This is a genomic window from Nostoc sp. NOS(2021), from assembly GCF_017115025.1.
GTDB lineage: Bacteria > Cyanobacteriota > Cyanobacteriia > Cyanobacteriales > Nostocaceae > Nostoc.
Genome location: NZ_JABXKM010000023.1, coordinates 1 through 26,602, shown reverse-complemented (window position 1 = coordinate 26,602; position 26,602 = coordinate 1). Strand labels below are relative to the sequence as shown.

The following is a 26,602-nucleotide window of genomic DNA, read 5'->3' as shown; positions in this document are numbered from 1 at the left end:
CCTCTCCCTGACTTCTTTTCCGCAATGTTAAGAAAGATGTGACTAATGGATAGCCTAAAAGGAGAGAGGTTTGGAGAGAGGTCAGAGTCTATGGCCAAGTGGTGACGATGTCTACGACGGGCTACGCCTACGCACTGTGAAGATATTGCATCAACCATTTCGATACACTATAAAAGTAAAGAAATATAAATTAAATTTTGCAACCGTGGAAACTATCACATTGGGGCAAAATGGCCCAGTTGTTACACCCTTATGCATAGGCACTTGGGCTTGGGGTGATAAATTGTTTTGGAATTATGGCGATCGCTATGGCCCAGAACAGTTACAAGAAGCCTTTACAGCAGCCTTAGACGCTGGTGTTAACTTCTTTGATACTGCCGAAGTCTACGGAATGGGAAAGAGCGAGAAATTTTTGGGGCAATTTCTGCAACAGACACAACAATCTGTGCAAATTGCCACAAAATTTGGCCCCCTACCGTGGCGATTTACAGCCCAATCCGTCTCTGATGCTTTAACAGAAAGCCTCAAACGCCTACAATTACAGCAAATCGCCCTGTACCAAGTGCATTGGCCTTTTGCTTTCTTTTTAAGTCAAAAAACTTTGATGAATGCCCTAGCGGATGAAGTGAAGCGGGGCAGAATTGCCACAGTTGGCGTGAGTAATTACTCAGCAGAGCAAATGCGAGACGCACATCAAATATTGGCAGCCCGTGGAGTGCCTTTGGCTGTGAACCAAGTACGCTATTCTTTACTCAGTCGCCAAGTTGAAAGTCAAGGTATTATCACAACTGCCCGTGATTTGGGTGTGACTATTTTGGCTTATAGTCCTTTAGCACAAGGATTACTCACTGGCAAGTACACTATTGATAGTGCTGAAACCCCCACTGGTGCGAGGAAAATAGACCCGCGATTTAAGAAAGAAGGTCTGCAAAAAATTGCCCCAGTCATATCTTTGCTACGCAACTTCGGGGAAAAATACGATCGCACTCCTGCCCAAGTTGCTCTCAACTGGTTAATTGCTCAGGGTAACGTTATTCCCATTGCTGGGGTGAAGACAGCCGAACAGGTGCGTCAGAATGCTGGTGCTTTGGGCTGGAGATTGAGCGATGATGAAATTGGAGAATTAGAACAAGTTAGTCGTCCTTGGCTTTGACACTCCTCATACCTTTAGGTATGAGGATTCTTGCTTCACAGGGATTCCAATGAATTTACCCGAACTCTTGCATCTTGACCGTATGCCCTACGGCTGCAAGTCCCCTTTGAAGAACTACCTGCGCGGCAGCAACATCTCTGTGTGTTGTATATCCGCAATTTCCACAAATATGAGTACGTTCTGAGAGCTTCTTTTTACCTGTCTCGGTTTCGCAATTTGGACAAATCTGGCTTGTTTTTCGCGCATCTACTTTCTGAAAATTATTCTACTAAATAAGGAAGCGTTTTGTAGAATCAAGTCGCACTAATTGGGCGTTCGCGTAGCGTCTCGCAGAGAGGCTCTGATCCCAGGTTTCTGGTAGTATTTTTGAGCTACTCAAACACAGGAGGCCAAATTTCTGACACTATTAGCTCCCAACCTGGTAGTAAGTCTGCTAGTGTCAGTTTGTCGTTGTCTTGCAAAAGTATTGGTTCTTGGTTGAGCCGATAAACTGTGAGGGTCAATTTGTCAGGATCAATCAGGATACCAACTGTACATCCAAGTTGTAGGAATAGCTGAATTTTTTCTACCAGTGGTTTGATCCGGTCTGACTTAGATTTTATCTCAACCATCAAATCAGGCACCAGTTCCACAAAGTCGCGCTTGCTTGTTTTAAGTCTATCAGCACGAACAAAAGAGACATCGGGAGCGCGGAGATTTCGTTTTTCGTTATCAGCTTCTTTGCCGTTTTCAGTTTCTAATGTAGGCAAAATAAAACCAGCGCTAGAACCAGTCACCCGACCTAGCCTCTGTAGACGCACCCAATTAGCCAATTGCCGCGCAAACTCTATGCCTATTTCATCTGACTCATAATCTGATGGCCCCATAAGAAGTATATTTCCGTCTACTAGCTCCATCTGCCATTCTGGATGCTCTGCTTGTAGTTGCTCTAAGTCTGGAATAGTGAACATAAGACCACGAAGAATGCATCTTTAATTTATCTTCCTACAAACTGGTAGAAAAAGTTACCCAAAAAGCCAAAAAGTCAAGAGTCTAAAGTCAAAATCTTAACTCTTGACTCTTAACTCTCAACTCTCAACTTTGCCAGTTTTAGATTTGGATTTTGGATTAAAGGAAAAATCTAAAATCCAAAATTGATTAACTTCTAACTCTTAACTAAGAAGCTGATTCCCTAGCTGTAGGTGAACCTAGCTTTTTACTAGGAGATGCAGAAGATTCACGACCACTTCCACTTGTCCGCAGTTTGGGCTTGGGAGAAGAATGTCTTTCTTCATCTCCATTGTTGCTATCTGATTTCCACGCAGAACGAGGGCGATCGCTGGAAGATTCACGACGTTTGCCGAGCCTGGGTTTGGGAGCGGAAGATTCCTCTTGGGGAATTTCCACGTCTGAGTTCAACCAAGCGGGACGAGTTTGATCGTAAGCAATTTGCAGTGCAGCTGCGGCGATCGCTTGAGCATCGTATTCTTCAATTAGTTCGCTGACAATCGGCAAGAATGAAGCCAAACGCTCACCTGTCAAAGCTTCTCGCACCTGTTCTTGCAATTTCAGAATGTGTTTTGCTTCAATCTGTGTGCGTGTGGGAATCGTCAGCACTTGCCAATTTTGGCGGTTATGACGTTCAAATGTTTGCTGCTTGCGCCGCTCAAATGGCTGAACTAAAGAAATTGCCGTTCCTTCTTTACCAGCACGACCAGTACGACCAATGCGATGGACGTAGGTTTCTGCACTATCGGGTAAGTCGTAATTGATCACATGGGAGAGTTGATCGACATCTAACCCTCGTGCAGCAATATCAGTTGCTACCACCCAACGGACTTGACGGTTACGGAATCTGAGTAATAAGCGTTCCCGCGCTTGTTGGGACAAGTCACCGTGATATTCATCGACACTGTGACCAGCAGATTGTAACTGACTGGTGAGTTCTGCGGCTGTGCGTCTGGTGCGGACAAAGATTAAAGCTGTTTCTGGATCTTCCATTTCCAGAATCGGCTGTAAAGCTTTGGCTTTTGTCCAGTGGCGGGGGATCAAGTAAGCTACCTGATTAATCTTGTTGGGAGAGGCTTTTGGCTGCTCAACGGTGACAGTTGCAGGCGATCGCAAGAACTTATTTACCAACATCCGAATCGATGGTGGCATTGTGGCTGAGAATAAAGCTGTTTGCCGATCTACGGGCGCTTGAGAGAGGATTTTCACCACATCATCAATAAAGCCCATGCTCAACATTTCATCAGCTTCATCTAACACAAACCACTTCACTTGATCGAGCTTTAAACAGCCGCGATCGAGCAAATCGATCACCCGTCCTGGGGTGCCCACTACCATGTGAACGCCGCGTCTGAGTTGTAACATTTGGCGGTCAATTGATTGACCACCATAGATTGCTAACACCCGCAATCCTTCATCGCCGATGAACTGAGCGATCGCATCGTGAACTTGCATTGCTAATTCACGAGTTGGTGTTAAAACTATGGCTTGCACGGCTTTTTGATTAATATCCAGCCGCTCTATGATTGGCAGTGAAAATGCTGCCGTTTTACCTGTTCCAGTTTGAGATTGACCAACCACATCACGACCAGCTAGCAATTGGGGAATTGCTTGCACTTGAATGTTAGTCGGTTCAGTGAAACCGATTTTTTCTAGTTGTTCGACACGTTCTTGGGAAATGCCTAATTCTTGAAATGAAAGAGTCATTAATTCTCCTAAATTTTTTGTAAGGATTTTTGGATTAGTCATTAGTCATTAATTATTAGTCATTAGTCAGCCAGCAGAGTCTTCGGGGAAACCCCTATGAGGAACTGCCGTTAGCGCAGCATCGACCTCAGAATAAGGGCGAACCCGTAAAGGTCATTTAACAAAAGACAAATGACAATTTAGTTATTGACTACTTGACCATAGAGGTCGTATGTATCAGCGTGGTAAATCGCTATTGGCACGATGGTTCCTAACTTTGCCTGACCTTTGACATACACCAGACCATCAACCTCTGGGGAAAATCTACCTGAACGACCGATTAATTCACCACTTTCAGGATTTTCTTGCTCAATCAGGACATCAACGATTTTGCCTACTTCCTGTTGATTTTTCTTTTGGGAAATCGGTTGCTGGATTTCCATAAGTTGGTATCGGCGCTCGTCCATCACCAATTCGGGCAAATGATTTGGTAACTTGTAAGCTGGGGTTCCTTCCTCAGAGGAAAAGGTGAAGACACCAACATGATCGAATTCATGCCGCTGGACGAACTCTAGTAGATGCTCAAAATGCTCGCTTGTTTCTCCTGGGAAACCAACAATAAATGTTGTCCGCAATACGGCTGTTGGTAGCGCCGTTTTGATGCGATCTATAATCCCATCATTTACACGTCCTTGCCAAGGACGGTTCATAGCGCGGAGAATCTCTGGATGAGAATGCTGCAAGGGCAAATCCAGGTAAGGCAAGACATTGGGTGTTTCTTGGATCGCCGCAATCACATCTGGGGTCAGTCCCGTGGGATAAGCGTAGTGCATTCTGATCCACGGTATATCTACTTTCCCCAAAGCGCGAAGTAATTCGGCTAATTTTGGCTCACCGTAAATATCTAGACCGTAATTAGTGGTGATTTGGGAAATTAGAATAATTTCCTTTACCCCTTGACTAACTAACTGCTCCGCTTCGGCGACTATAGATTCAATAGTACGCGATCGCTGCTTTCCTCGAAGATGAGGAATTATACAAAATGCACAACGATAATCACATCCTTCCGCAACCCTTAGGTAAGCTACGCCCTCGGTTGTAGTGCGATAGCGCGGTGTAGTTTCGTCGGCAATGTAGGTTGGCTCAATACTAACCTGTTTAACCCGTTCGCCTTGTTCTACACGCTCAATTACATTTACAATTTTGTGATAATCGCCTGTGCCCACAACGGCTACTGCTTCGGGTAACTCCTCCAAAAGTTGTTCTTGGAAGTGTTGCGCCATACAGCCAGTGATTACGATTTTTTTGTTTGCCTCTGCCAGTTCTACCAAAGTTCTGACAGATTCAAGTCTCGCTGCTTCAATAAAACTACATGTATTAACAATAACGTAATCTGCTAACTCTTCGTTTGTATCTACACCGTAGCCTGCTTCTACGAGCAGTCCTAGCATATGTTCTGTATCAATTCGGTTTTTCTCGCAGCCCAGGTGAGAAATGGCAATTGTTGGCTTGTCACCCATATTTTGAAAATATCTTCATTTTTTTCTTGTAGTCAAAATTTCCGGCGCTAAATTTGCTTTTTTGCTATCAGCATCCTCATGAAAACAGTACAGTGGCAAATTCCCACTGTCACCAACTGTCAGTGGAGTTATGACCCTATCAATAATAAAAATAGAGGTCATGTTATGATATTTTTATCAATCTGTTCCCCAGGGTAAATTGAAGTGTCTTTGGGTACATTTGACACTTGTAATGTTTTTTAACAGTTCGCCTATTGGTATTTTACATTACCGCAGCGTGTGCGTTGTTAACCTACCCATCGGGAAGCCGCCCAAAGGGCTTGTTGTGAGAAGTCGCTACCCTCAGGGAAATCGACGAAAGCGACTACGCCTATAAAGCAGTAATGCTACCCTGGCGATTGGCAAGTCCTACGACTGTGCGCGGACGAGACGCCTAAACCACGGAAAGCTGCCTCGCGTCTAGTGAGTGGCAAACTCCTCTTGTAGCCAAGTTTTATCTTAACATATCTTATGGGAGGTTTCACGCCAATTTCCATCTGAGGAAGGAGGCAGTAAAAATTCAAAATTGAAGAGAGTTTCAGACGAGGATTTAAACCCGACTGAAACTGAGAGCAGCGCCTTGCGTATTTTCCCACGGCAGTCGCTCATGGGGAGCCACTGCGTTGGACGGGTTCCCCGGCTGAAAGCAAGTGGCGTGGAAACCCCCTGTTTCCGCGCTGCCTCGCCGTTGTGGTGATTGCGGGAACGGAGTCGGAGCCACTGAACAGGACTAGCTACGTGTAGACGAACGCGAACAGCGTCTCTAAGAGTTGGGGTCTTAAACCCTTTAATTTACGATAAAACACATTTGATTATTTAATGAAAAGTCAAGAGTCAAGGGTCAAGAGGAGCCAGTCATGTGTGGGGTTTTCCCCGTTGAAGAGCCACCTCCCTATAGAGGTTCCCGACCTTAAGGAGAGTGGCGTTGAACTGGTGTTCAATAGTCAAAAAATTCTGGACTCTGGACTCCGCGAGGCGGATTAAAGACGTGGACTTATATCAGATATTTAAAACTCGCTCACCGATTATTGGTGTGGTTCACCTGCTACCACTGCCTACTTCACCCCGTTGGGGAGGTAGCCTAAAAGCGGTGATTGACCGTGCCGAACAAGAAGCCGCAGCCCTGGCAAGTGGAGGGGTTGACGGGTTGATTGTGGAGAATTTTTTCGACGCGCCGTTTACCAAAAACCAAGTCGATCCAGTGGTTGTGAGCGCCATGACCATTGTGGTGCAGAGGATACAGAATTTGGTGACTTTGCCTATAGGCTTAAATGTTTTGCGAAACGATGCTAAAAGTGCAATGGCGATCGCTAGCTGTGTGCAGGCACAATTCATCCGCGTCAACGTTCTCACAGGGGTAATGGCAACCGACCAGGGATTAATTGAGGGAGAAGCTCATCAACTACTCCGCTATCGACGGGAGTTAGGCTGCGATGTTAAAATCCTGGCCGATGTGTTGGTGAAGCACGCCCGTCCTTTGAGTTCTCCAAATCTCACAGTCGCTGTGAAAGACACCATTGAAAGGGGTTTAGCAGACGGAGTGATTTTATCTGGTTGGGCTACTGGTAGTCCTCCTAACTTAGAAGATTTGGAACTAGCTTGTGGTGCCGCAAATGACACCCCAGTGTTCATTGGTAGTGGGGCCAATTGGGAAAATATTGATACATTGATGCAGGCAGCAGATGGTGTGATAGTTTCCAGTTCCCTGAAACGCCACGGACGCATTGAGCAACCAATTGACCCAATTCGCGTCAGTCAATTTGTGGAGGCTGCACGTCGCAATTGGAACTCCAAAGGTGAACGCAAATCAGCAGAACAAGTGAAGTTACATTCTTAATTGGCGCATTGGGCATGGGGCATGGGGAAAAATAACTAATACCCAATACCCAATCCCCAATCCCCAATGGGGAGAAATAACTAATGCCCAATGCCCAATGCCCAATGCCCAATGCCCATTAACTAATAGCAGTTTATGATTCGCCGCCGTTCTACTCCTTGGATTCATAAATGGTCACGTCCATTGATTGCCGCGATCGCTGGATGTGGTGCCCTGACAACAGGTTATCTCACCATAGAAAAGCTAACAGGAGGCAGTGCAGCTTGTGTGGCACAGGCTGGTGTCAAGGGCTGTAATGACGTACTTTCCAGTCCTTGGGCAACGGTTTTTGGTCAGCCATTAGCCTTGTTTGGGTTTTTGGCATACATCAGTATGGTGATATTTGCTTTGGCTCCCTTGGTATTCAACTCAGGGGAAAATAATAGCCGCAAGCAAGTGGAAAATTGGACGTGGTTGCTGCTGCTGGCGGGTGCGATCGCTATGTCTGTCTTTAGTGGCTACTTAATGTACGTGCTGGCATTTCAAATTAGAGCTATTTGTCCTTACTGTATTGGTTCAGCTTTGTTCTCTCTGAGTCTTTTGGTACTGACGATTATCGGTCGGACTTGGGAGGATATTGGACAAATCTTTTTTACCGCCATTATTGTCGGGATGGTGACGCTGATTGGTACTTTAGGCGTCTATGCTGGCGTGAATCAATCAGATATTACACCTGGAACTCCTGGACAACCCGCAAAAATTTCCTTTACTCCCAAGGTAGATCCTAACCCAGCATTCGGTTGGGAAGTTACCACTACTTCTGGTGAGCCAGAAATAGCCCTAGCACGCCAGTTAGCGAAGGTAGGGGCGAAAGAATACACTGCTTATTGGTGTCCTCACTGCCATGAACAAAAGCTGCTTTTTGGTAAAGAAGCCGAAGAAATAATCAACAATGATATTAGGGTAGAGTGCGCTCCCGATGGACTCAAAGCTCAAACAGAACTGTGTAAAGCCGCAAAAATCGAAGGCTTCCCCACTTGGATCATCAATGGTAAAAGCTATAGCGGTGTCCAAAGTTTAGAGGAACTAGCGAAAGTTTCTGGTTACACGGGCCCTCGTAACTTCAAGTATTTCAAGTAATTGACTTGAGTCAGCCTCAGCTGCGGTTCCCAATGAATTGGGAAGGCTACACCGACCTAGCAGTACGGTGTAGTTCACAGCCCATAGTCAACTGGATGAATACAGTAAAGTCTGTTTCCAGTTGGCTTTTTTGTTTTTGGCAACAAATAATAGGTATTGTCCAATACCCAATTACCACTTTTTCTGCGGCTTTTATCCGCAAATATCTCAAGCTGAAGGAAAATAATCAAGTATATTTACTCTAATATAATGTAAACTTTAATTTTTTTACAGCACTTGCGAGCTACCTTGGGATGTAATCATGTCAGCGCCAAACCCAAAGGTGTGTCTGTTGGAAGTTACCGTAATTCTCAGTAAAATACTTAATTGATCAAAAATGTGCGAGTTTAAGATAGTAAGCTTTACCAGAAAAGGCTTTGGGCGTTAAATTCGCTGAACTCACTTTCAACAATATTTATACTTAATTTGTGCTGATAGCCACAAAAGTGCCAGATGGTGTTTGGTCAGATAATTGGCCTCAATATATGGTAAAACATCACAAATACCACGATGTCTTGAAGAACCTTGCTGAGTTGAAAAAACTCTTAGAAACTCTATTTAGCTCCCACTTGAGCTATTTTAGTCCGATAGTTAATAGCTATAGGAAATAGAGAATGAATCAGCAGCTAGGTAAGCGTTTTGTGAAGTTAATCTTTAGACTGAAACAATCGCTTAGTCGAGAACACAGAGAATTGATTACTGCCGCCAGCATTGGAGTCTGCGTCCTGCTTTTGCACTCCATCGGATTATTACAATCTTTGGAGTTGGCAGCTTTGGATCAATTTTTTCGCTTACGTCCAGATGAACCGCCAGAAGAGCGTATTACGATCGTAGTAATTGATGAGTCCTATTTAAACGAAGTAGGTTCGTGGCCGATTCCAGATACAAAGATTGCTCAGTTGTTGCAAAAATTAAACGTCCACAAACCCCGTGCTATTGGCTTAGATATCTACCGAAATTTGCCAGTAGAGCCTGGTAATCAAGAACTGCGTAATGCTTATAAGTCAATGCCCAACTTGATTGGTATTGAACTACTAGCAAATGACAAAAACAAAAACGTTAGTGTTTTACCTCCACTGGGACTAAATGAGGATCAAGTGGGCTTTAACAACGTGTTGTATGACTCTGATATTAAAGTACGTCGCAGCTTGTTGTATTGGCACGTTGATAATCAAGCACACGAAAGTTTTGCTCTGAAGTTGGCTTTATTGTATTTAAAGTCAAAGGGAATTATCCCCACCAAAGCAAAAAGCAACCATGAGTATTTGCAATTGGGTAAGGCAGTATTTACTCGTTTTGAGGCTAATGATGGTGCTTATGTGGGAGCTGATGCTGGAGGCTACCAAATTTTGACCAATTTCCCCAAACCCAAATGTCAAAGTTCATCTGGAGAATTGTGTCGTTTTCGCCAGGTATCAATCAGAGATGTACTGGCAGATAAAGTCAAAGAAAACTTAATCAAAGATCGGATTATACTCATTGGCTCCACCGCACCCAGTCTCCAGGATTTTGTATTCATTCCCTACTCCAGCAGTCTGATGGGTACGGCAAAGCCTGTACCTGGTATTCAACTGCAAGCTTATTTTATTAGTGAGTTAATCTCCGCTGCTCTTGAAGGACGACCGTTACTCAAATTTTGGCCTGACCCAGTAGAATACTTATGGATGTTTATCTGGTCTTGTTTGGGAGCAGTTACGACATGGCGAATACGACACCCAACTAAAAGCCTTCTTAGTATCCTATGTTCTTCCTGTCTGCTAACCCTGATTACTTACCTTGCTTTCTTGTATGGTTGGTGGATACCGCTGATTCCGGCGCTGATTACTTTTGGCAGTTCAGCTATTTGGATGATCAGTCGCATCGCTCATATCCAGGAAGAGTGGAAACGTTCTAAAGAGTTTTTGCATCACGTCATCAACACGATTCCTGATCCAATTTTTGTGAAAAATGAACAACATCAGTGGGTTGTTTTAAATGAGGCGTATTGTCAATTTATCGGTTATCCGAATAAGTTGTTAATTGAAAAATCAGACTATGACTTTTTCCCTAAACATGAAGCCGATGTGTTTCGACAACAGGATGAGCTTGTTTTTCGGACTAAGCAACCCCAGGAACACGAAGAAGAATTTACAAATGCCGATGGTCAGACTTATCAGATTGCCACTAAGCGATCGCTTCACAAAGACGCAGCTGGCAATTTCTTTTTAGTTGGAGTCATCCGAGATATTACTCAGATCAAGCTCAACGAGGAACACCTCAAGCGTACTGCTGCTGAATTATTCCGCTCTAACAATGAATTAAAACTCAAAGAAGACCATTTGCGTTATTTAGCAGATCACGACCCCCTCACAGGTCTATCCAATCGCAAATTTTTTGCCGAACAACTTTACGAGTCGTTACATTGGGCGCAAGACAACAACTTGTTGCTGGGGCTGCTGTTTATTGATCTAGATGGCTTTAAGCAAGTCAATGATAATCTGGGACACGAGAGAGGCGATCGCTTGCTAATGACTATTGCTGAACGACTCAGCAACTCTTTACGCTCTAGTGATACAGTTTCTCGTTTGGGTGGCGATGAATTTACTGTAATTTTACGGGCAATTCCTAATGTCCAAATAGCTGCTAAAATCGCCGAAAAAATTTTAAGCAGCATTAACAAGGCAATTGTTTTGGACGGCTATGCAATCCGAGTCTCTGCCAGTATTGGCATTAGTGTCTACCCATACAACAGTCAAGACAGTGAAACTTTAATGAAACAAGCAGATGCAGCAATGTACCGTGCCAAGCGCCTGGGTAAAAATCGCTACGAGTTTGCTTAATTAGTCAAGAGTCAAACCTCCAGATTGTTTTCACTTTAGTCAATATTTTTACCTTCAAATTAGGAATGTGGACTTGCAACACGTGCAAGGCACTGTCTTGAAAAAGCATTGCGTATATGCATCAGAGGTGGCTTTTTAGGCAAGATGGAGACCTAGTAAGGCTTTTTTAACTGAGAACTAAACATAAGAACATAGGTAGGAAAAGAATTAGTCATCAGAGGTAATTAGGAAACTAACTTAAGTTATACCAATTCTCCGTAAGTTTGCACTTAATGATTACTCCTTCTCTCTTGGCGTACTTGGCGTACTTGGCGGTTCGTTTAATAATTAAATGCATCTTCATAGCGAATTGGTATTAGTAAGTATTTTTACTTTTGAAAAATATACTTATACTTACTACGCTTATTACAGTATTTCATAGTTCCATAGTTTTTGAAATCCTTGTAATCTCGCAATTTCGTTGTTTTATCTTTATGTATCTTTACTGTAATTAAATCTTAACTATACAATTAAATAAGTATTATTTGATATTTTTATCAGCCTCATTATTCACTGAACATAGTGTTTGTACTTACGAGCCTTAACATATTCTAAGATACTATTAATAAATAGTGAAGCAGGCACAATGCTCACAGTAATTTATCAACATATCTAACTTTAGACTGATGTAAAAATAGCATATTTAAGAATACTACTTAAGTATAAAGACTGTTTAATACCAGCAGATTAACGTTAATCTACAGGCAGAGACCACAATTACTTGTAGACTAACAGCAAAGATTTAATAAAGTTAAAATCTATTTTCCGAAAAAGCCAGTAAATATACTGAGGGAAATAAAAAATACATTTTTAAATTAAAAAATAGTAAATTTACTGAAATTTATGAAAACTAACTTCCGAATCACAAAGTTTATGATATTATGTATAGCCGCTTACATTCTAATACCGAAAATTGCCGCTTCCACAGATATCTTCAGTACTGCAAGTGCTAATGCTTTTGGCGCTACTAGCAGTAACACCTTAATCGCCCGCAAAGTCAATTCTCAAAATTTAAAAGACGACATATATATTCCACCAAATTATGGTGGGCCCGACAGTCATCATGGTAGCGGCACTCGCTGATGGCAATTTTGGATTTTAAATTTTAGCTTGTGGTAAAGCAGCCAGTCAGAGTGGTCTAGTTGACAATTAAATAGACAAAACTATACAGATTTCCACCAATGATGTGTTTGTACTAGTGTGTGAACTTGCCAATTTGGGTCTGATTGAGGATAATCTAAACGGTAGTGTCCGCCTCGGCTTTCGGTTCTAAAAGCAGCACTTTTGAGAATTAAATCAGCTACATCTAATAAATTGCGGGTTTCTGCCCAAAGTCCCAATTGTCGTTCAACATCTGGGAGGTCAAAACTAGCTGGTTCTGCGGGACGTAAAGCAAGCAAGAATTGACTTAAAGGCAAGATAGCGAAATCTTGCTGCCAAGATTCAATAGTAGCGATGGCACTTTCCAACCTTGATTGCTCCCGACAAATACCAGCACTTTCCCACACTAGACGTGGTAACTTCTCTCTGAGTGCTTCTAGCTGTGCTTGCTGGATGTGCCACTCACTAGCATCAACACTAAATTTCCGTAATGGCAGCACTGGTGTTTCTGATGGCAGCCCAATATTTTCCAACTCAATATTAGCCATCTGCGCCCCAAACACAATACATTCCAGCAGGGAATTACTCGCAAGGCGATTTGCCCCATGCACCCCGGTACTAGCGGTTTCACCCACGGCGTACAAACTCTTGATATTTGTGCGATTCATCAGATCCGCGACAATCCCACCCATCCAGTAATGGGCAGCAGGGGCCACAGGAATTGGTTCATGGAAGACATCAACGCCCCAATGCTGACAAACTTTGATGATGTTGGGAAAGCGGTGACGAATCTTCTCGGCGGGGATGGGGCGCATATCCAACCACACATGGGCAGTCGCCAAATCAAGGGCGGTACGTTGTAAATGGCTGAAAATTGCTCTACTGACCACATCTCTGGGTGCGAGTTCACCCGCCGGGTGGTAGTCGAAGGCAAAACGCCGCCCTTCATTATCGATGAGATGTGCCCCCTCACCGCGTACAGCTTCGCTAATCAGAAAGCGATCGGCACCAGGTTTCGTGAGGGCAGTGGGGTGAAATTGCACAAATTCCAAATCGCGGAGGATGGCCCCAGCACGAGATGCGATCGCTACCCCATCACCCGTACTCACAGCCGGGTTAGTGGTTTGGGCAAATACTTGACCGCCGCCGCCAGTTGCCAATACCACAGCACCAGATCTTACCCAGGTGATTTTACCTTGATAAAACAGGCTTATTCCCTGACAGCGACCTGTTTCGGGTTCAATCCACAAACTCAAAGCCAAAGCTTGCTGAATGACTTGAATATTCGGGCGACGTAATACTTGGTTGGTGAGGGTGGTGGTAACTTCCCTGCCTGTGGTGTCGGCGGCGTGGAGAACGCGGTTGCGAGAATGGGCAGCTTCTAAAGTTAAAGCCAAGGTTTGACCATGACGGTCAAAAGCAACCCCCAAGTTAACTAGGGATTGAATGCAGTTAGGGGCAAGTTGGGCGAGAAATTCGACGGCGGTGCGATCGCATAAACCTGCACCTGCCCGGATCGTATCTTCAATGTGCAGCGTGGGAGAATCTTCCGGGGCAACTGCTGCGGCAATGCCACCTTGCGCCCAATCACTGGCGGACAAAGCAACGGTTTCTTTGGTAATCAAGCCGACTCGCAAGGATTCTGGTAGACACAGCGCTGTGTATAGTCCAGCAGCACCAGCGCCGACTACTAAGACATCAAATTGGCTAGGAATATCTATCTGGGGCAAGGTAATGGGGGAGGGGGAGGTGAGAAGTGAGGAGTTAGAAGTGAGGAGTTAGGAGTTAGGAGTTTTTAATTTTTAACTCATGACTCCAAATTCGCTAGGAATATCGATCTGAGGCAAGGTAATGGGGGAGGGGGAAGTGAGAAGTTAGAAGTTAGGAGTTAGGAGTTAGAAGTGAGGAGTTAGGAGTTTTTAATTTTTAACTCATGACTCCAAATTCGCTAGGAATATCGATCTGAGACAAGGTAATGGGAGAGGGAGAAGTTAGGAGTTTTGAATTTTTAACTCATAACTCATAACTCCTAACTCATAACTCCTAATCGTATCCCACTCCTTAAAATCAGGAGTGGACTGCTATTTGCTACATTAACTGCAATACAGTTATTTGTAGATGCCGTTGTTAAAACGATCGTCTCCCTCGTTGAAGGCAGGCTCTAGTTCTGTCACGGTGAATTTATCGATGTTGGCTTGCAGGGTTTGTTTTTGGCGATCGCTCAATCCGGGAAGATCCAATACATCGTCTACCTTTTGGTAGGGAGCATTTGTGATGATTTTCTTAGCCAGGGTGGGATAAAGCCCTGGATACTGTTGAAAAGCTCGGACGTTGGTATTATTCAAATCAATTTTTTTACCAAACTCCGTTCCTAGTTTAGCATCTGCCCGATTCTGCCTCTCAATTGCCAGAACTGGGATTTGCGGAAAAGTAAAACTGTTGAAACTAGCAGCTTGGGCTATCTGAGTTGTTCCCAACCATCCCCAGCAACTAAGTAACAAACTAAACACTGTTAATAAACGCACTAATCCTTTCACGATTTTTCTACCTCTTTCCATCAAACAGAAATAAAAGTTTTAAGCTAACAGCCGTCAGCAGTCATTAGTCATTAGTCAGAGCGCCAAAGACAAAGGACAAAGAGAGAAGTCTGAGCGCCGGCTTCCGGCGAACAGAACTTCAAAGACAAAACCTGATAGCTTAATCAACACAGCAGTCATCAAAAACTAATATACAGCGTATTAATATCCACAATATTTGCCGTTACTGGGTTTGACTGTACTTTTGCCAAAAATTTTCATCGTGGTAAGAGTGCTTGCATAGCTGCAATAGCCTTGCATCCATGATTCTGGTAGCATTAAGAGCTAGACGAAATCTTTTCGCGGTGGCTGATTCTACCTCCCAACCAGACACGAAACTGTCCAATGTCTAATACCGAAAACCCTACTAAAAAAGACTTGATGATGATTGACTGTTATGTAATATTTCTTAACTAATTAATCATCTACAGCATCATTTTTGATGTGCCGTAGACTGGGCTGGAAAAAGTATATCTTGCACCAGGCTACTAGAAGTCGCGGCTACACGAGGCTTTACCCGCCTGCACGGGTTGAAAACCTTGATTTGACCTTACTCCGCGTAGGCGGCCTACCCAACTCTTAGAGAGGCTGCGCCAACGGGTTCTCCAAAGGAGTACGTTTGTATAGCCCCGATTTCTAATCGCTAGGGCTAGGTGCAAGATGTGAGTTACAGAATTTTTTCATATTTAGGCTGCGATCGCAGCTAACAAAAATAGGCTGTCTACCAAAATTGTGCTTAAAACTGCGCCACTAAAGGCATACCAGTGTCTTTGATTTCGACTTAAAGGTAAAATCCCGATTGTTAACAGCACTAAGGCGAGAATTATGGCCCAAGTTTGTCCCCAAGGCGTTTGTACTTGCGTTAAGGCATTTTGTAATATTTGCGGTGCTAGATCAGCATCTACTATCATGATTTGCCGCCAATAGGGCATCAAATCTACTATATAAAAATATACATCTGTTAAAACTGTACCGACTAAAGAACCTAAATAAAACCAGTTACCCACCTTGCCCCAATTCTTCGCCAAACACCAGCAAGCAAACGGTAAACCGATTAACTCCACTGGCAGATGCCATAAAGGTTCCCAACGTAACCAGCCCCAGTAAATCGCTCCTGCTAACCAACTCCAGCTAAACCCTAAGAGCAAATCCCCCCATACATAAGTTGCAGGACGTGACATTAAGCTAAAACTTAGCCACACCCAAAATACTGTCAGCGCTAAACTTAGACTTGGTAGCGATCGCACTATTGGCGCTTCTACAAATACTGGTACTGTTACCAAAAACACCGCCGCCGCAAACACTAACCAAGTTTGTCTCTTAGAAATAGACAAGGGGAGAGAGAGAGAAGAGGAGAGTGTAGATTCCAATTGCCTGATACTCTTCTGCCCAGTATCAGCTAAATCCAACTTGGTATCAATCGAAGGGGTAGAAGGAGTATAGGAGGACAGTGTATTATTAATCAAAGTTTTTAATATTTGTTACTAAACTTTATCTTATTTAAGATATCACATTTTAAAATCCCCCCCTATGGCATTGTAATTATACTGAAATTTCGGGGAGCGCCGGTGCAAAGCAAACAAAACATTCTGCGCCAGACTAAATCCCTTAAAGTTGTGCTATGTACAGAACTCCTATGCATTGGTGTCAACTTAACGTGAAAGCCTTTTAAAACCTCGTTTTGGAAATGCACCTCATAGCGGCTCTGCCGCAAGTCTTGAGGCGGCAGCCCTCTCGGAATGCATTCCCAGTCTCCGACTGGGAACGAGATAATCTCTAAAAGCTGCTTCTAGACTAACTTTCACGTTAAGTTGACACGTATGACTCCTCTGTAGTTCCTTGTAAATGAGATACTACAGAGACGTAAGGGTAAATTTAACGGTTAAAAAGTGAACTGGCATCAGTCCGCTAAATATTAAAGTTTGATGAATTTCCAAAATTGCGTTGACTTATTGAGGTGGGTGTAAGAACATGGTCAGCGTCTTCGATGATGTTATTGATCAATAAAATTGAATTTTCTACAACATTGGGTGCAGTCAAGAGTATATAAAGTAACATCATCAGCTAAACAATGTTCATAATCATGCCTAGAACCGGAAAAAGGTATTAATTGCATATGGAGTTTATTCAAGCTTTTATTTTGGGTATTGTTCAAGGTATTACCGAGTTTTTGCCAATCAGCAGCACTGCACATCTTCTGATTGTGACAAAGGTATTTGGTTGGAAAGAACTAGGTTCTAAAGATTTTGTTGATGCAATTCAATTTGGCAGTGTTATCGCAATTTTGGGGTATTTTTGGTCACTGATTTACAGTATTGTCAAGGGTGGAATCGAAGCACTAAAAGACAAAGACTGGCAACGTGAGGAGTGGAAAATTCTTGTCGGTATTGTAGTAGGAACAATGCCTGCCTTAATTTTCGGCTTTCTTTTGAAAGACATTTTACCGGAGAGTGCATTAATTATTGCCATCATGTCGATCATCATGGCACTTATACTAGCTTTGGCAGAAAAAATTGGTACTCGCAAGCGAGGTTTTGACTCATTGCAGATTCGGGATGGTATTTTAGTTGGATTGGGACAAACACTAGCTTTAATTCCGGGCGTTTCTCGTTCTGGTTCGACGTTGACGACTGGCTTATTTTTAGGATTAGAACGCGATACAGCCGCGAAATTCTCATTTTTGTTAGGCTTTCCAACTCTTACCATTGCTACGCTGTATAAAAGTCTGAAAATATTCAAGTTGTTTCAAGCCCACCAGTTGCCAGATAACATTGTTGGACTGTTAATTGTAGGGATTATTTCAACCTTTATTTTTTCCTACCTATCAATTGCATTTTTGATCAAATACTTAGCAACCAAAAACACTTTAGTTTTTGTTTGGTATAGATTAGCATTCGGTAGTGCTATCTTACTGGCGATCGCATCAGGTTGGAAAGGATAATAGTCATTAGTCCTTTGTCCTTTGTCCTTTGTCCAAAGCAAATGACTATAGCGATGTCTACGACGGGCTACGCCTACGCTCGTTTGTATGCAATACAATCTGACCTCTCTCCAAAAAGGAGAGAGGCTTTGAATGTTACTCCCCAACGCTAGTAGGGAAGGGGCTGGGGGTTAGGTCTGTATCGGACTCAACACAGAAGCGCTATAATGCCCAATGCCCAATGCCCAATGCCCCATGCCCCATGACTAAAATTCATCCTGCCCGAATTACCAAGGTTCTTCCAGACTCAATAGCCGCAGAGATTGGCTTTGAGTCTGGGGATGCGATCGTTGCAATCAATGGTACACGTCCCCGTGATTTAATTGATTATCAGTTTTTGTGTGCTGATGAAGTTTTGGAATTAGAAGTTTTAGACGCTGCTGGTAAAACTCATAGCCTGGAAATCGAAAAAGATTACGACCAAGACTTGGGGCTAGAATTTGAAACTGCCCTATTTGATGGCTTAATTCAGTGCAATAACCGTTGTCCATTTTGCTTTATCGACCAACAGCCACCAGGTAAGCGCACCAGCTTGTATTTAAAAGACGACGATTACCGCCTGAGCTTTTTGTACGGCTCTTATCTTACCCTGACGAATCTACCAGAAAGAGAATGGCAGCGAATTGAACAAATGCGCTTGTCTCCGTTGTATGTTTCTGTTCACGCCACCGAACCCGAAGTGAGAGTTAGACTGCTAAAAAATCCGCGTGCGGGACAAATCTTGCAACAAATCAAGTGGTTTCAAGAAAGGCGACTACAAATTCATGCTCAAGTAGTTGTTTGTCCTGGTATAAATGATGGCAAACATCTGGAACAAACTCTCAAAGATTTAGCGTCCTTTCATACTAGTGAAGTGCCTGCGGTGGCATCGGTGGCAGTTGTGCCAGTTGGGTTAACACGGTTTCGGCCCCAAGAAGATGAACTCATACCCGTAACCAGGGAAAAAGCAAAAGAAGTGATTTCCCAAGTGCAAATACTCTCACAGCAATTTCGCCAACAATTCGGTTCTAGCGTTGTTTGGTTAGCCGATGAGTGGTTTTTGATTGCAGGTGAAGAATTACCCAGCGAATCTGAATATGAAGAATATCCCCAAATTGATAACGGAGTTGGTTCGATTCAATTATTTCTCAAGCAATTTGCCACCATTGCGGCAGAATTATTACCGCCAAAAGTATATCCTCAAAGAAAATTAACTTGGGTAGTAGGGAACGCCGTAGAAAAAGCATTTCAACCGATTTTGAAACGCTTAAATTTTGTTGAAGGTTTAGAAGTCAATATGCGGGCTTTATGTAGTGATTATTGGGGACAAACTATCAGTGTAACCGGATTATTAACTGGTCATGATTTGCTCTTAAATTTAGAAGGGCAAGATTTAGGTGATGGTATTTTGCTACCGAATGTCATGTTAAAAAATGGGGAATTAGTGTTTTTAGATGATATGAGTATTGAGGAATTAGCTGGCAGACTAAATACAAAAATTTTGCCGGTAGCAGGAGTTGAAGATTTAATCAAAACATGTATTTTTAATTGTGTTCAGGTTTAGTTATCAAAGTTCAGTTGTTTCTCGGAGGTAATTTATTGTTATGCTGGATGATAAATAAGAAGTAATGCTTAATAAATAATCCACTGAGGAGTCAGGAGTGAAGTATCAGGAAAAATCTCATCAAAAGGCAAAATTACAAATAAAAAAAGCCGGATTCTTCATTTTAAGTTTTAATTTTTTAATTTTAAATAGTTTTAGTATTTTGCCAGTAAGGGCAGCGACTGAAGAACCTGTATTGAGCGTAGTGTATGGCCAAGAAAATGCGAATCAATGGACAGGGATAAGCGATCGCTTACAGGCAATAGGGGTGAAATATTGTGTAATACCCCTAAATGATGTCAAAAGTGCGGCAGATTGGGGCGATCGCCGGATCTTATTTTTGCCAAATGTCGAGACATTAACGCCAACCCAAGCGATCGCCCTAGAAGAATGGATGAGTAACGGAGGGCGTTTGATTGCCAGTGGGCCTGTAGGTAATCTGTCATCGCCAGGAGTGCGCCAGTTATTGCGATCGGTTTTGGGAGGTTATTGGGGATTCAGCCTCAGTGATACAGAACAGATCAAACCCACAAAAACTAATATCCCAGAATGGGTAAATCAAACTGAACTCTTTGGGAAAGTGCGCGGCGGCGTGATGATTCCTAATGATATGGGCAGTGAATCTCCTGCTGTTTGGAATTCCAAAGATAATCCTGCCGCAGTAGTGACAACTGAGCGTTCCACCCTTTTGGGTTGGCGCTGGGGAACAGATGCAGCCTCAGCAGCCGAGTTAGATAATGCGTGGCTAAAAGCTGCTCTCAATCACTATTTGACAGCGCTACCGCCATCGAATCGCATGAAAAAAATAGCAGGAGGTTCCCAAAACTGCTCTACAACGGTGGTGGCTGCGTCAAGGGAGCAGGGGGAAACAATTCAAAATTCAAAATTCAAAATTCAAAATTACTCCCCCACTCCGCCAGTTTCTCCCTCTCCTCCTGCTAAAACTGCCACCGCTCCCATACCTAGACCGCTAACTATGGTCAAACCCCCAAGTTCCCAGGAGGCTATTGACCAGTTGGAACAAGCGGTGCATCTGGATGTTGCACCCAACTCCAATGAGCCGATTGACAACAACCAAGCGATCGCTCTCCAGCAAGAGCTAGAAAATCTGATTGGTCGGGTGGAAAGTGCTAATTTAGCGGTGTCAGCCGATGCGGCTAATGAAGGCGTTGGCATATCTGAGAAAAAGCAGTCCTCTAGGCATCTGGACACCTACACCCCCCAATCTGTCAAAGAGCAACCGACGCAAGTGGCCTCAACTAAATTGGGGGGGCTAGTCAGAAGTAAAGACCAAGCCTTGGCACAGGTAAGGGTAATTGCCAAAAACTTACCCCAATTGATTGCCCAAAAAAACTACGCTCTGGCTCGTCAGCAGTGGTTGGTAGCAAAGACGATTTTATGGCAGCAGTTTCCTGTTGATCGGAGGCTGGCTCAACCAGAAATTCGGGCAGTTTGGTTAGATCGGGGGACGATTGTTCGTGCTGGTAGCAAGGCGGGACTGGCACAGGTTTTTGATCGCCTAGCCCAAGCTGGGATTAATACCGTCTTTTTTGAAACTGTTAATGCTGGCTATACCATTTATCCGAGCCAAGTCGCCAAAGAGCAAAACCCATTAATTCATGGATGGGACCCACTGGCAGAAGCAGTGAAATTAGCCCATGAACGAGACATGGAATTACACGCTTGGGTTTGGACTTTTGCTGCTGGTAACCAACGTCACAATGAAATTATCAACGTTAATCTTAATTATCCAGGGCCAGTACTGGCGGCTCATCCCGATTGGGCAAACTACGATAACCTGGGCAACATGATTCCCGTTGGGCAGACTAAGCCATTCTTCGACCCAGCCAACCCGGAAGTGCGGCAGTATTTGCTCAAACTGTTCGACGAAATCGTTACTCGCTATAACGTTGATGGTCTACAGCTAGACTACATTCGCTACCCCTTTCAAGACCCATCAGCAGGTCGAACCTATGGCTATGGCAAAGCTGCAAGAACGCAATTTCAGCAACTTACTGGTGTAGATCCGATAAATATTTCCCCTAGCCAACCAGACTTGTGGCAAAAGTGGACGACATTTCGCACCGAGCAAGTTGATAGCTTTGTTGCCCAAGTTTCACAGCAGTTGCGACAAAAACGACCGAACTTGATTTTGTCGGTTGCAGTATTTCCTCTGCCAGAACTAGAGCGGATTCAGAAAATTCAACAAAATTGGGAAACTTGGGCAAGGCGCGGAGATGTAGATTTAATCGTTCCGATGACTTATGCTCTGGATACTTCTAGCTTCCAACGACTAGCCCAACCTTGGATCGCCTCTAAACAACTGGGAGCTACATTGTTAGTGCCGGGAATTCGCTTACTTTCTTTGCCAACAATCGGGGCATTCGATCAACTCCAGTTGGTAAGGGATTTGCCAGTTAGTGGTTATGCACTCTTTGCCGCAGATAATTTTAACAACGATCTACAAAAACTCTTTAGTAGCACCCAAGGTAGGGTTCAATCTACAACAAGTGAACCGATTCCTCACCGCCAGCCTTTTCAAACTGCCGCCATCCGTTACACCGCGCTGCAACGGGAATGGAAATTTGTCTTCCAAAATGACCAACTACAAATACCTGCTCAGACAATTTCAGATTTTAACAACCAGGCAGAAGTTTTACGCAGTGCTTTAAATCAGCTTGCTGCTTCCCCTTCTCCGACTAAGTTAATAGTGGCGAGAGCCTCTCTAACTCGGTTCCAGTCTCAATTTCGCGTATTGATGAGCCAAGAGCTTAAGTCAAATTCCTATCAAGTCAAAGTTTGGGAAAATCGGCTTGTAACTATAGAAAGGCTATTGCGTTACGGCGAACGCCGGGTGCAGTTGCGTCCTTAGTGAAAAAGCAGGGGAATACCCCGAAGTTCCCGATTTAATTACTCTGTGATCCGATGATGCCGGAATTTATTCCTTGATTGTTGTTGTCAATCTGTCAGTAATTGAATTTAATCAAATAGTCAATTTAAGAGCTATCTCAATGACAGGACTATTTCGTTCTAGACAGAAAACGCCCAGAACTGAAGTTCAGCGGCTCATAGCTAAAGTCCGTTAAAACTGACTATAACTTTTTCTTAGTCGTCTAAAGACGACTTTCGCTATTAGACTCAGAATTCATTCTGAGGCGGACTTGATGAGAATGAAATAGCCCTGATCTCAATGATTTGTAACCACATTACTTAGAGACCACTTCTTTCAATATACAAGGGTGTGTTACGGCTTTAGCCTAACGTACCGCTATATAACACGGTGCGTTAGGTGCTCGTGTCATATTTTTCCTGACAAATCATATCGAAATATGCGCCTAACACACCCTACAAGAATTTTATTTTTACTTTATAAATAGCCTCTGAGAGCTAGAACTCACTGAAAGTATGATTATGCAAGATGTAAATAGCGCGATCGCTACTATGAACAAATTGCAATCCTTGGGTGTAAAAATTGCGATCGCTGATTGGGGTAGGGGCTACTCTTCTTTAATTTATCTGAAAAACTTCCCAATTAACACATTAAAAATCGACCGTTATTTTATCCATAATGTTGCTAACTATCCGCAGAAGTCAGCCATTACCAAGGCATTAATTCAAATGGCTCAAAATCTCAATCTAGATGTAGTTGCTGAAGGTGTAGAGACGGAAGCATAACTGGCTTTTTTTGCGCCAACACAACTGTAATTATTTGATGAGATGGGGCATTGGGAAGAGAATTTAGTCCTCAATCCCCAATACCTTATTAGGTTAACTAAGCTAAGAAAAATCAAACTTTAGACTGGCGACAATTATTAAGTCTCAAGTCTAGAGTAGGAAAATTGTTGTATATTGTCTACCGCCATGAAAGTCCCTGCGCGTTTCTTGCTGCCAGTTTTTTTACTGACCTTGGCAGCAGCCTGTAACCAGATTCGCGCTGACTCAGATAATCCCACAGCACAAACATCTGTACCTTCTGCTCAACTAACACAGAATCCTACACAGCCAAAAAATATTGTCCGTACTGAAGCACTTTCACCTACACCCATCCGAATCAATCTGAAGAATTTACCAGCACCCTTCGCAACAAAAAGTGCCTCCAAGCAACCAAAGGTTGTGCCCATTCCGCAAAATCCGGTGCTGCGCGTACCACCAGGCTTTACAGTTAACGTCTTTGCCGAAGGTCTAGATGCCCCACGCTGGTTAGCTTTAACCCCCAGTGGTGATGTCCTGGTGACTGAAACCAGGCAAAATCGGATTCGTCTGTTGCGTGACAGCAATGCTGACGGCATAGCCGACGTTCGAGAAACCTTTGCAAGTGGCGACAACGGACTCAATATTCCTTTTGGGATGGCGTTTGCAGGTAATTCTTTTTTCTTGGGTAATACTGATGCGGTTTTACGGTTTCCTTACACCAAAGGTCAACAGCGACTAACTGGCACCGGTGAAAAAATTGCTGACCTTCCTGGTGGTGGCTATAACCAGCACTGGACGCGTAACCTGGTGGTATCACCTGATAGTAAAAAGCTATACGTTTCCGTTGGTTCACAATCTAATGTGGGTGAAGAACCCCTACCACGGGCTTCGATACAGGTAATGAATTTAGATGGTTCCCAGCAGCAGACTTTTGCTTCCGGCTTGCGTAACCCTGTTGGTTTAGACTTTCATCCTGTAACTAAGGAACTTTATGCCACTGTCAACGAACGGGATGGAATCGGTGATGACTTGGTTCCAGACTATCTGACACACGTTAAACAGGGGGCATTTTATGGCTGGCCTTATGCTTATCTGACACCAAATAACCTTGACCCCCGCGAAAAGACGGATGACAAAAGTAAACGTCCCGATTTAGTAGCCCGTACCCAAACGCCAGATGTGCTGTTCCAGGCGCACTCAGCAGCATTGGGTTTGCAGTTTTATGATGGTAAAACGTTTCCAGAAAAATACCGGAACGGTGCTTTTGCGGCTTTTCGTGGTTCTTGGAACCGCGATCGCGGCACTGGTTATAAAATTGTATTTGTTCCCTTCGATGCTAAAGGGCGATCGCTTGGCTACTACGAAGACTTTCTCACAGGATTTTTGCTCAATCCTTCTGTACCAACCACTTGGGGGCGACCTGTAGGTTTACTTGTATTGCCAGATGGTAGTCTACTACTAACAGAAGAAGCCAATAATCGGATTTATAGGATTCAATATACGGGGAGTAAATAATTCATAATTCATAATTCATAATTCATAATTCATAATTCATAATTCATAATTAAGAAATTCAGGGATAGAATCCATTATCAAGGGTCAAGTTAGAACAGTTGTATTAATACAGATGTTGTGACCATTTCCATCCCCAGGTTTATTGTGTTTACGCTAGATTACTTCACAAATACTGATAATCATCTGGTTGAAAAATTAGTTATGCCTCAGAATGACAATAATACTCAGTCAAATATCAACGAATTGTCTCCACATTCAGGTACACGATATTGGGGTGAGGTAGAGGTGATCGAGGAGGGAGAAACCTATAGAATTAGTCGTGTTGAAATCAAGCCCAGGCACGGCATCAAACCACAAATCCATTATCACCGCAATGAACATTGGGTTGTAGTTTCCGGTGTGGCGAAGGTGACTTGTGGCGATGCGGAAATATTACTGAATCGAAACGAATCAACTTATGTTCCCGCAGCAACCCTACATAAGGTAGAAAATCCTGGACATATCCCGCTAATTATTCTGGAAATTCAAAATGGTGAATATTTAGGTGAGGATGATACTGAGCGTCCTTATGATTTAAATTTGGTCAAACCTGTAGCTGAAGGACAGTAAGGGCTGGGGAGTAAGAATTTTAGATTTTAGATTTTGGATTTTGGATTAAATTTCAATCTAAAATCCAAAATTGAATTGCCCAATTAAAACCACCCTTCTTGTTCCAGGGTTTCAATCAGCTGTAAGCCACGGGGATCACCCACTCCTAACAGTGAGGCTTTGGCGTCTTCCCGTACTCCCAAATCTTGGTCTTCGGCAAAGGCTTGAATTAAGGCGTCGATCGCTGTGGCATAAACTACATTAGAAGGTAGTTCGCGGCACAGTTGACCAATTGCCCAAGCACTGTTACTCCGCACTGCTGCTACGGGATCTTGAACTAAGGCTTCAATTAATGGTGGTATTGCCCCTATGACTGCTTCATAACCCACTTCTGCCATCTGTGCTAAGGCGCTAGCAGCCCACAAACGCACTGCGGAAATGTCGGTTCTTAAGGCATCTGCTAAGGGTGGTAAAGAACGGCGATCGCGACAGTTTCCTAAAGCCCAAACAACACCTTTACGCACATAGCCATTCCAATCACTGTTTAGTTGAGCAATTAACGGACTCACCGCCTCTGAACTGGGATTGCGTCCGATGCCATAGGCTGCACTCACCCGCACTAACGGACAGGTATCAGTTAACAAGCGAATCAGATGGGGGGTAGCACGCGCATCTTCTATATCACAAAAAGCACGCGCTGCGAACATTCTTTGCTGGGGCCGGGGATTTTCCAGCAAGGCTAGCATCACTTCTGGATCAGGCTTTGCCACAACTGATTCGGCAGTTAGCGGCTCTATTTTATCTAAGGGGCTTTCTAGCTCCTCCTCAACATCAAGTAGGCTTAGATCGTCTTCGTCATACATAATTTCATTTCAATCCCGAAAAGGGATTAACACATAATCCCCCGCGCCAATGAGTTAAAGCTTTATATATATTAGTTGGGTTCTTATACATTTTCCCTTCTTCCTCGTTGAGTTTTATCCAAACGAGAACTGCCATAACTTAGACGCTACAGTATGTTATCGCTATCCTTTAGTTTATTTTTCTGCACTTAGAAATTTTACCATCCATAGGGATTGGGTTTGATAACCTAAGTGATTGTAAAGATTTAATGCGGGTTTGTTTGATTGAAACACTTGTAATCCAATCTGGCGATCGCCTCTTTGAATAGCCCAATTTTCCACATACCGCATCAAAGCTCTACCAATACCATGTCGCCGATGTTCTGGTACGACGTAGAGGATAAAGATGTGAGCATGACGGTTTCCATGTACTTGATCTATGGCATTGCCCACCCAGAGGCAGGCGATGGGGTATGGGGCATGGGGC

The 26,602-nt window shown here is 43.5% G+C and carries 19 protein-coding genes and 2 pseudogenes; 12 read left to right on the top strand and 9 right to left on the bottom strand.

All coding sequences use genetic code 11. The features are described 5' to 3' along the window. Positions 1-205 precede the first annotated feature (205 nt). Positions 206-1,153 carry an aldo/keto reductase gene (locus HWQ41_RS01640; protein ID WP_292759364.1) on the top strand — a complete coding sequence of 316 codons (948 nt, stop codon included), beginning with the start codon at positions 206-208 and terminating at the stop codon, positions 1,151-1,153. A gap of 6 nt (positions 1,154-1,159) precedes the next feature. On the opposite strand, the pseudogene HWQ41_RS01635 reads toward HWQ41_RS01640, so the two are convergent. The 4 genes and pseudogenes from HWQ41_RS01635 to rimO all read right to left on the bottom strand — a co-directional run. Beyond that, a pseudogene (locus HWQ41_RS01635) lies at positions 1,160-1,412 on the bottom strand (zinc ribbon domain-containing protein); the annotation flags it as partial. A 112-nt stretch (positions 1,413-1,524) separates the two neighbouring features. Next, complete coding sequence (locus tag HWQ41_RS01630; protein WP_292759361.1) at positions 1,525-2,103, bottom strand: Uma2 family endonuclease; 579 nt, start codon at positions 2,101-2,103, stop codon at positions 1,525-1,527. A gap of 205 nt (positions 2,104-2,308) precedes the next feature. Further along, on the bottom strand, positions 2,309-3,847 hold the full coding sequence (locus HWQ41_RS01625) for a DEAD/DEAH box helicase (protein ID WP_292759372.1): 1,539 nt from the start codon (positions 3,845-3,847) through the stop codon (positions 2,309-2,311). A 179-nt stretch (positions 3,848-4,026) separates the two neighbouring features. Further along, a complete protein-coding gene (rimO, locus tag HWQ41_RS01620) occupies positions 4,027-5,346 on the bottom strand; it encodes a 30S ribosomal protein S12 methylthiotransferase RimO (RefSeq protein ID WP_292759358.1) in 1,320 nt (439 codons plus the stop codon). Positions 5,347-6,373: 1,027 nt separating this feature from the next. Between rimO and btpA the strand changes: the two genes are divergently transcribed. The 5 genes from btpA to HWQ41_RS01595 all read left to right on the top strand — a co-directional run bounded on the left by btpA (position 6,374) and on the right by HWQ41_RS01595 (position 12,321). Then, on the top strand, positions 6,374-7,222 hold the full coding sequence (btpA, locus tag HWQ41_RS01615) for a photosystem I biogenesis protein BtpA (protein ID WP_292759370.1): 849 nt from the start codon (positions 6,374-6,376) through the stop codon (positions 7,220-7,222). A 135-nt stretch (positions 7,223-7,357) separates the two neighbouring features. Beyond that, positions 7,358-8,341, top strand: coding sequence for a vitamin K epoxide reductase family protein (locus tag HWQ41_RS01610; RefSeq protein WP_292759355.1), 984 nt, complete (start codon positions 7,358-7,360; stop codon positions 8,339-8,341). Between the two features lie 5 nt (positions 8,342-8,346). Then, entirely contained in the window at positions 8,347-8,586 is a 240-nt protein-coding gene (locus HWQ41_RS01605) for a hypothetical protein (protein WP_292759352.1), read from the top strand. Between the two features lie 408 nt (positions 8,587-8,994). Continuing rightward, positions 8,995-11,199, top strand: coding sequence for a CHASE2 domain-containing protein (locus HWQ41_RS01600; protein ID WP_292759350.1), 2,205 nt, complete (start codon positions 8,995-8,997; stop codon positions 11,197-11,199). A gap of 882 nt (positions 11,200-12,081) precedes the next feature. Further along, on the top strand, positions 12,082-12,321 hold the full coding sequence (locus tag HWQ41_RS01595) for a hypothetical protein (RefSeq protein WP_292759346.1): 240 nt from the start codon (positions 12,082-12,084) through the stop codon (positions 12,319-12,321). Between the two features lie 80 nt (positions 12,322-12,401). On the opposite strand, the gene nadB is transcribed toward HWQ41_RS01595, so the two are convergent. The 3 genes from nadB to HWQ41_RS01580 all read right to left on the bottom strand — a co-directional run bounded on the left by nadB (position 12,402) and on the right by HWQ41_RS01580 (position 16,381). Next, on the bottom strand, positions 12,402-14,069 hold the full coding sequence (nadB, locus tag HWQ41_RS01590; RefSeq protein ID WP_292759344.1) for an L-aspartate oxidase: 1,668 nt from the start codon (positions 14,067-14,069) through the stop codon (positions 12,402-12,404). Positions 14,070-14,447: 378 nt separating this feature from the next. Continuing rightward, entirely contained in the window at positions 14,448-14,876 is a 429-nt protein-coding gene (gene psbU / locus HWQ41_RS01585) for a photosystem II complex extrinsic protein PsbU (protein ID WP_292759342.1), read from the bottom strand. Positions 14,877-15,601: 725 nt separating this feature from the next. Next, the gene (locus HWQ41_RS01580) at positions 15,602-16,381 is read right to left on the bottom strand and encodes a DUF3120 domain-containing protein (RefSeq protein WP_292759339.1); all 780 of its coding nucleotides are present in this window, start codon (positions 16,379-16,381) and stop codon (positions 15,602-15,604) included. Positions 16,382-17,031: 650 nt separating this feature from the next. On the opposite strand from HWQ41_RS01580, the gene HWQ41_RS01575 reads away from it, so the two are divergent. From HWQ41_RS01575 to HWQ41_RS01550, 6 genes and pseudogenes are all read left to right on the top strand, one after another. Continuing rightward, positions 17,032-17,856, top strand: coding sequence for an undecaprenyl-diphosphate phosphatase (locus HWQ41_RS01575; RefSeq protein ID WP_292759336.1), 825 nt, complete (start codon positions 17,032-17,034; stop codon positions 17,854-17,856). Positions 17,857-18,097: 241 nt separating this feature from the next. Next, positions 18,098-19,438, top strand: a complete 1,341-nt coding sequence (locus tag HWQ41_RS01570) for a TIGR03279 family radical SAM protein (RefSeq protein WP_292759367.1) — start codon at positions 18,098-18,100, stop codon at positions 19,436-19,438. A 97-nt stretch (positions 19,439-19,535) separates the two neighbouring features. Continuing rightward, positions 19,536-22,349 carry a family 10 glycosylhydrolase gene (locus tag HWQ41_RS01565; RefSeq protein ID WP_292759333.1) on the top strand — a complete coding sequence of 938 codons (2,814 nt, stop codon included), beginning with the start codon at positions 19,536-19,538 and terminating at the stop codon, positions 22,347-22,349. Positions 22,350-22,861: 512 nt separating this feature from the next. Further along, positions 22,862-23,149: pseudogene (locus HWQ41_RS01560) on the top strand (EAL domain-containing protein); the annotation flags it as partial. Positions 23,150-23,338: 189 nt separating this feature from the next. Next, positions 23,339-24,685, top strand: coding sequence for a sorbosone dehydrogenase family protein (locus tag HWQ41_RS01555; RefSeq protein WP_292759330.1), 1,347 nt, complete (start codon positions 23,339-23,341; stop codon positions 24,683-24,685). A gap of 201 nt (positions 24,686-24,886) precedes the next feature. Further along, positions 24,887-25,294, top strand: coding sequence for a phosphomannose isomerase type II C-terminal cupin domain (locus HWQ41_RS01550; RefSeq protein WP_292759328.1), 408 nt, complete (start codon positions 24,887-24,889; stop codon positions 25,292-25,294). A gap of 83 nt (positions 25,295-25,377) precedes the next feature. On the opposite strand, the gene HWQ41_RS01545 is transcribed toward HWQ41_RS01550, so the two are convergent. Both HWQ41_RS01545 and HWQ41_RS01540 read right to left on the bottom strand, forming a co-directional pair. Further along, positions 25,378-26,136, bottom strand: coding sequence for a HEAT repeat domain-containing protein (locus tag HWQ41_RS01545; protein WP_292759325.1), 759 nt, complete (start codon positions 26,134-26,136; stop codon positions 25,378-25,380). Between the two features lie 174 nt (positions 26,137-26,310). After that, on the bottom strand, positions 26,311-26,602 hold a 292-nt coding region (locus tag HWQ41_RS01540), incomplete at its 5' end, for an N-acetyltransferase (protein ID WP_292759322.1).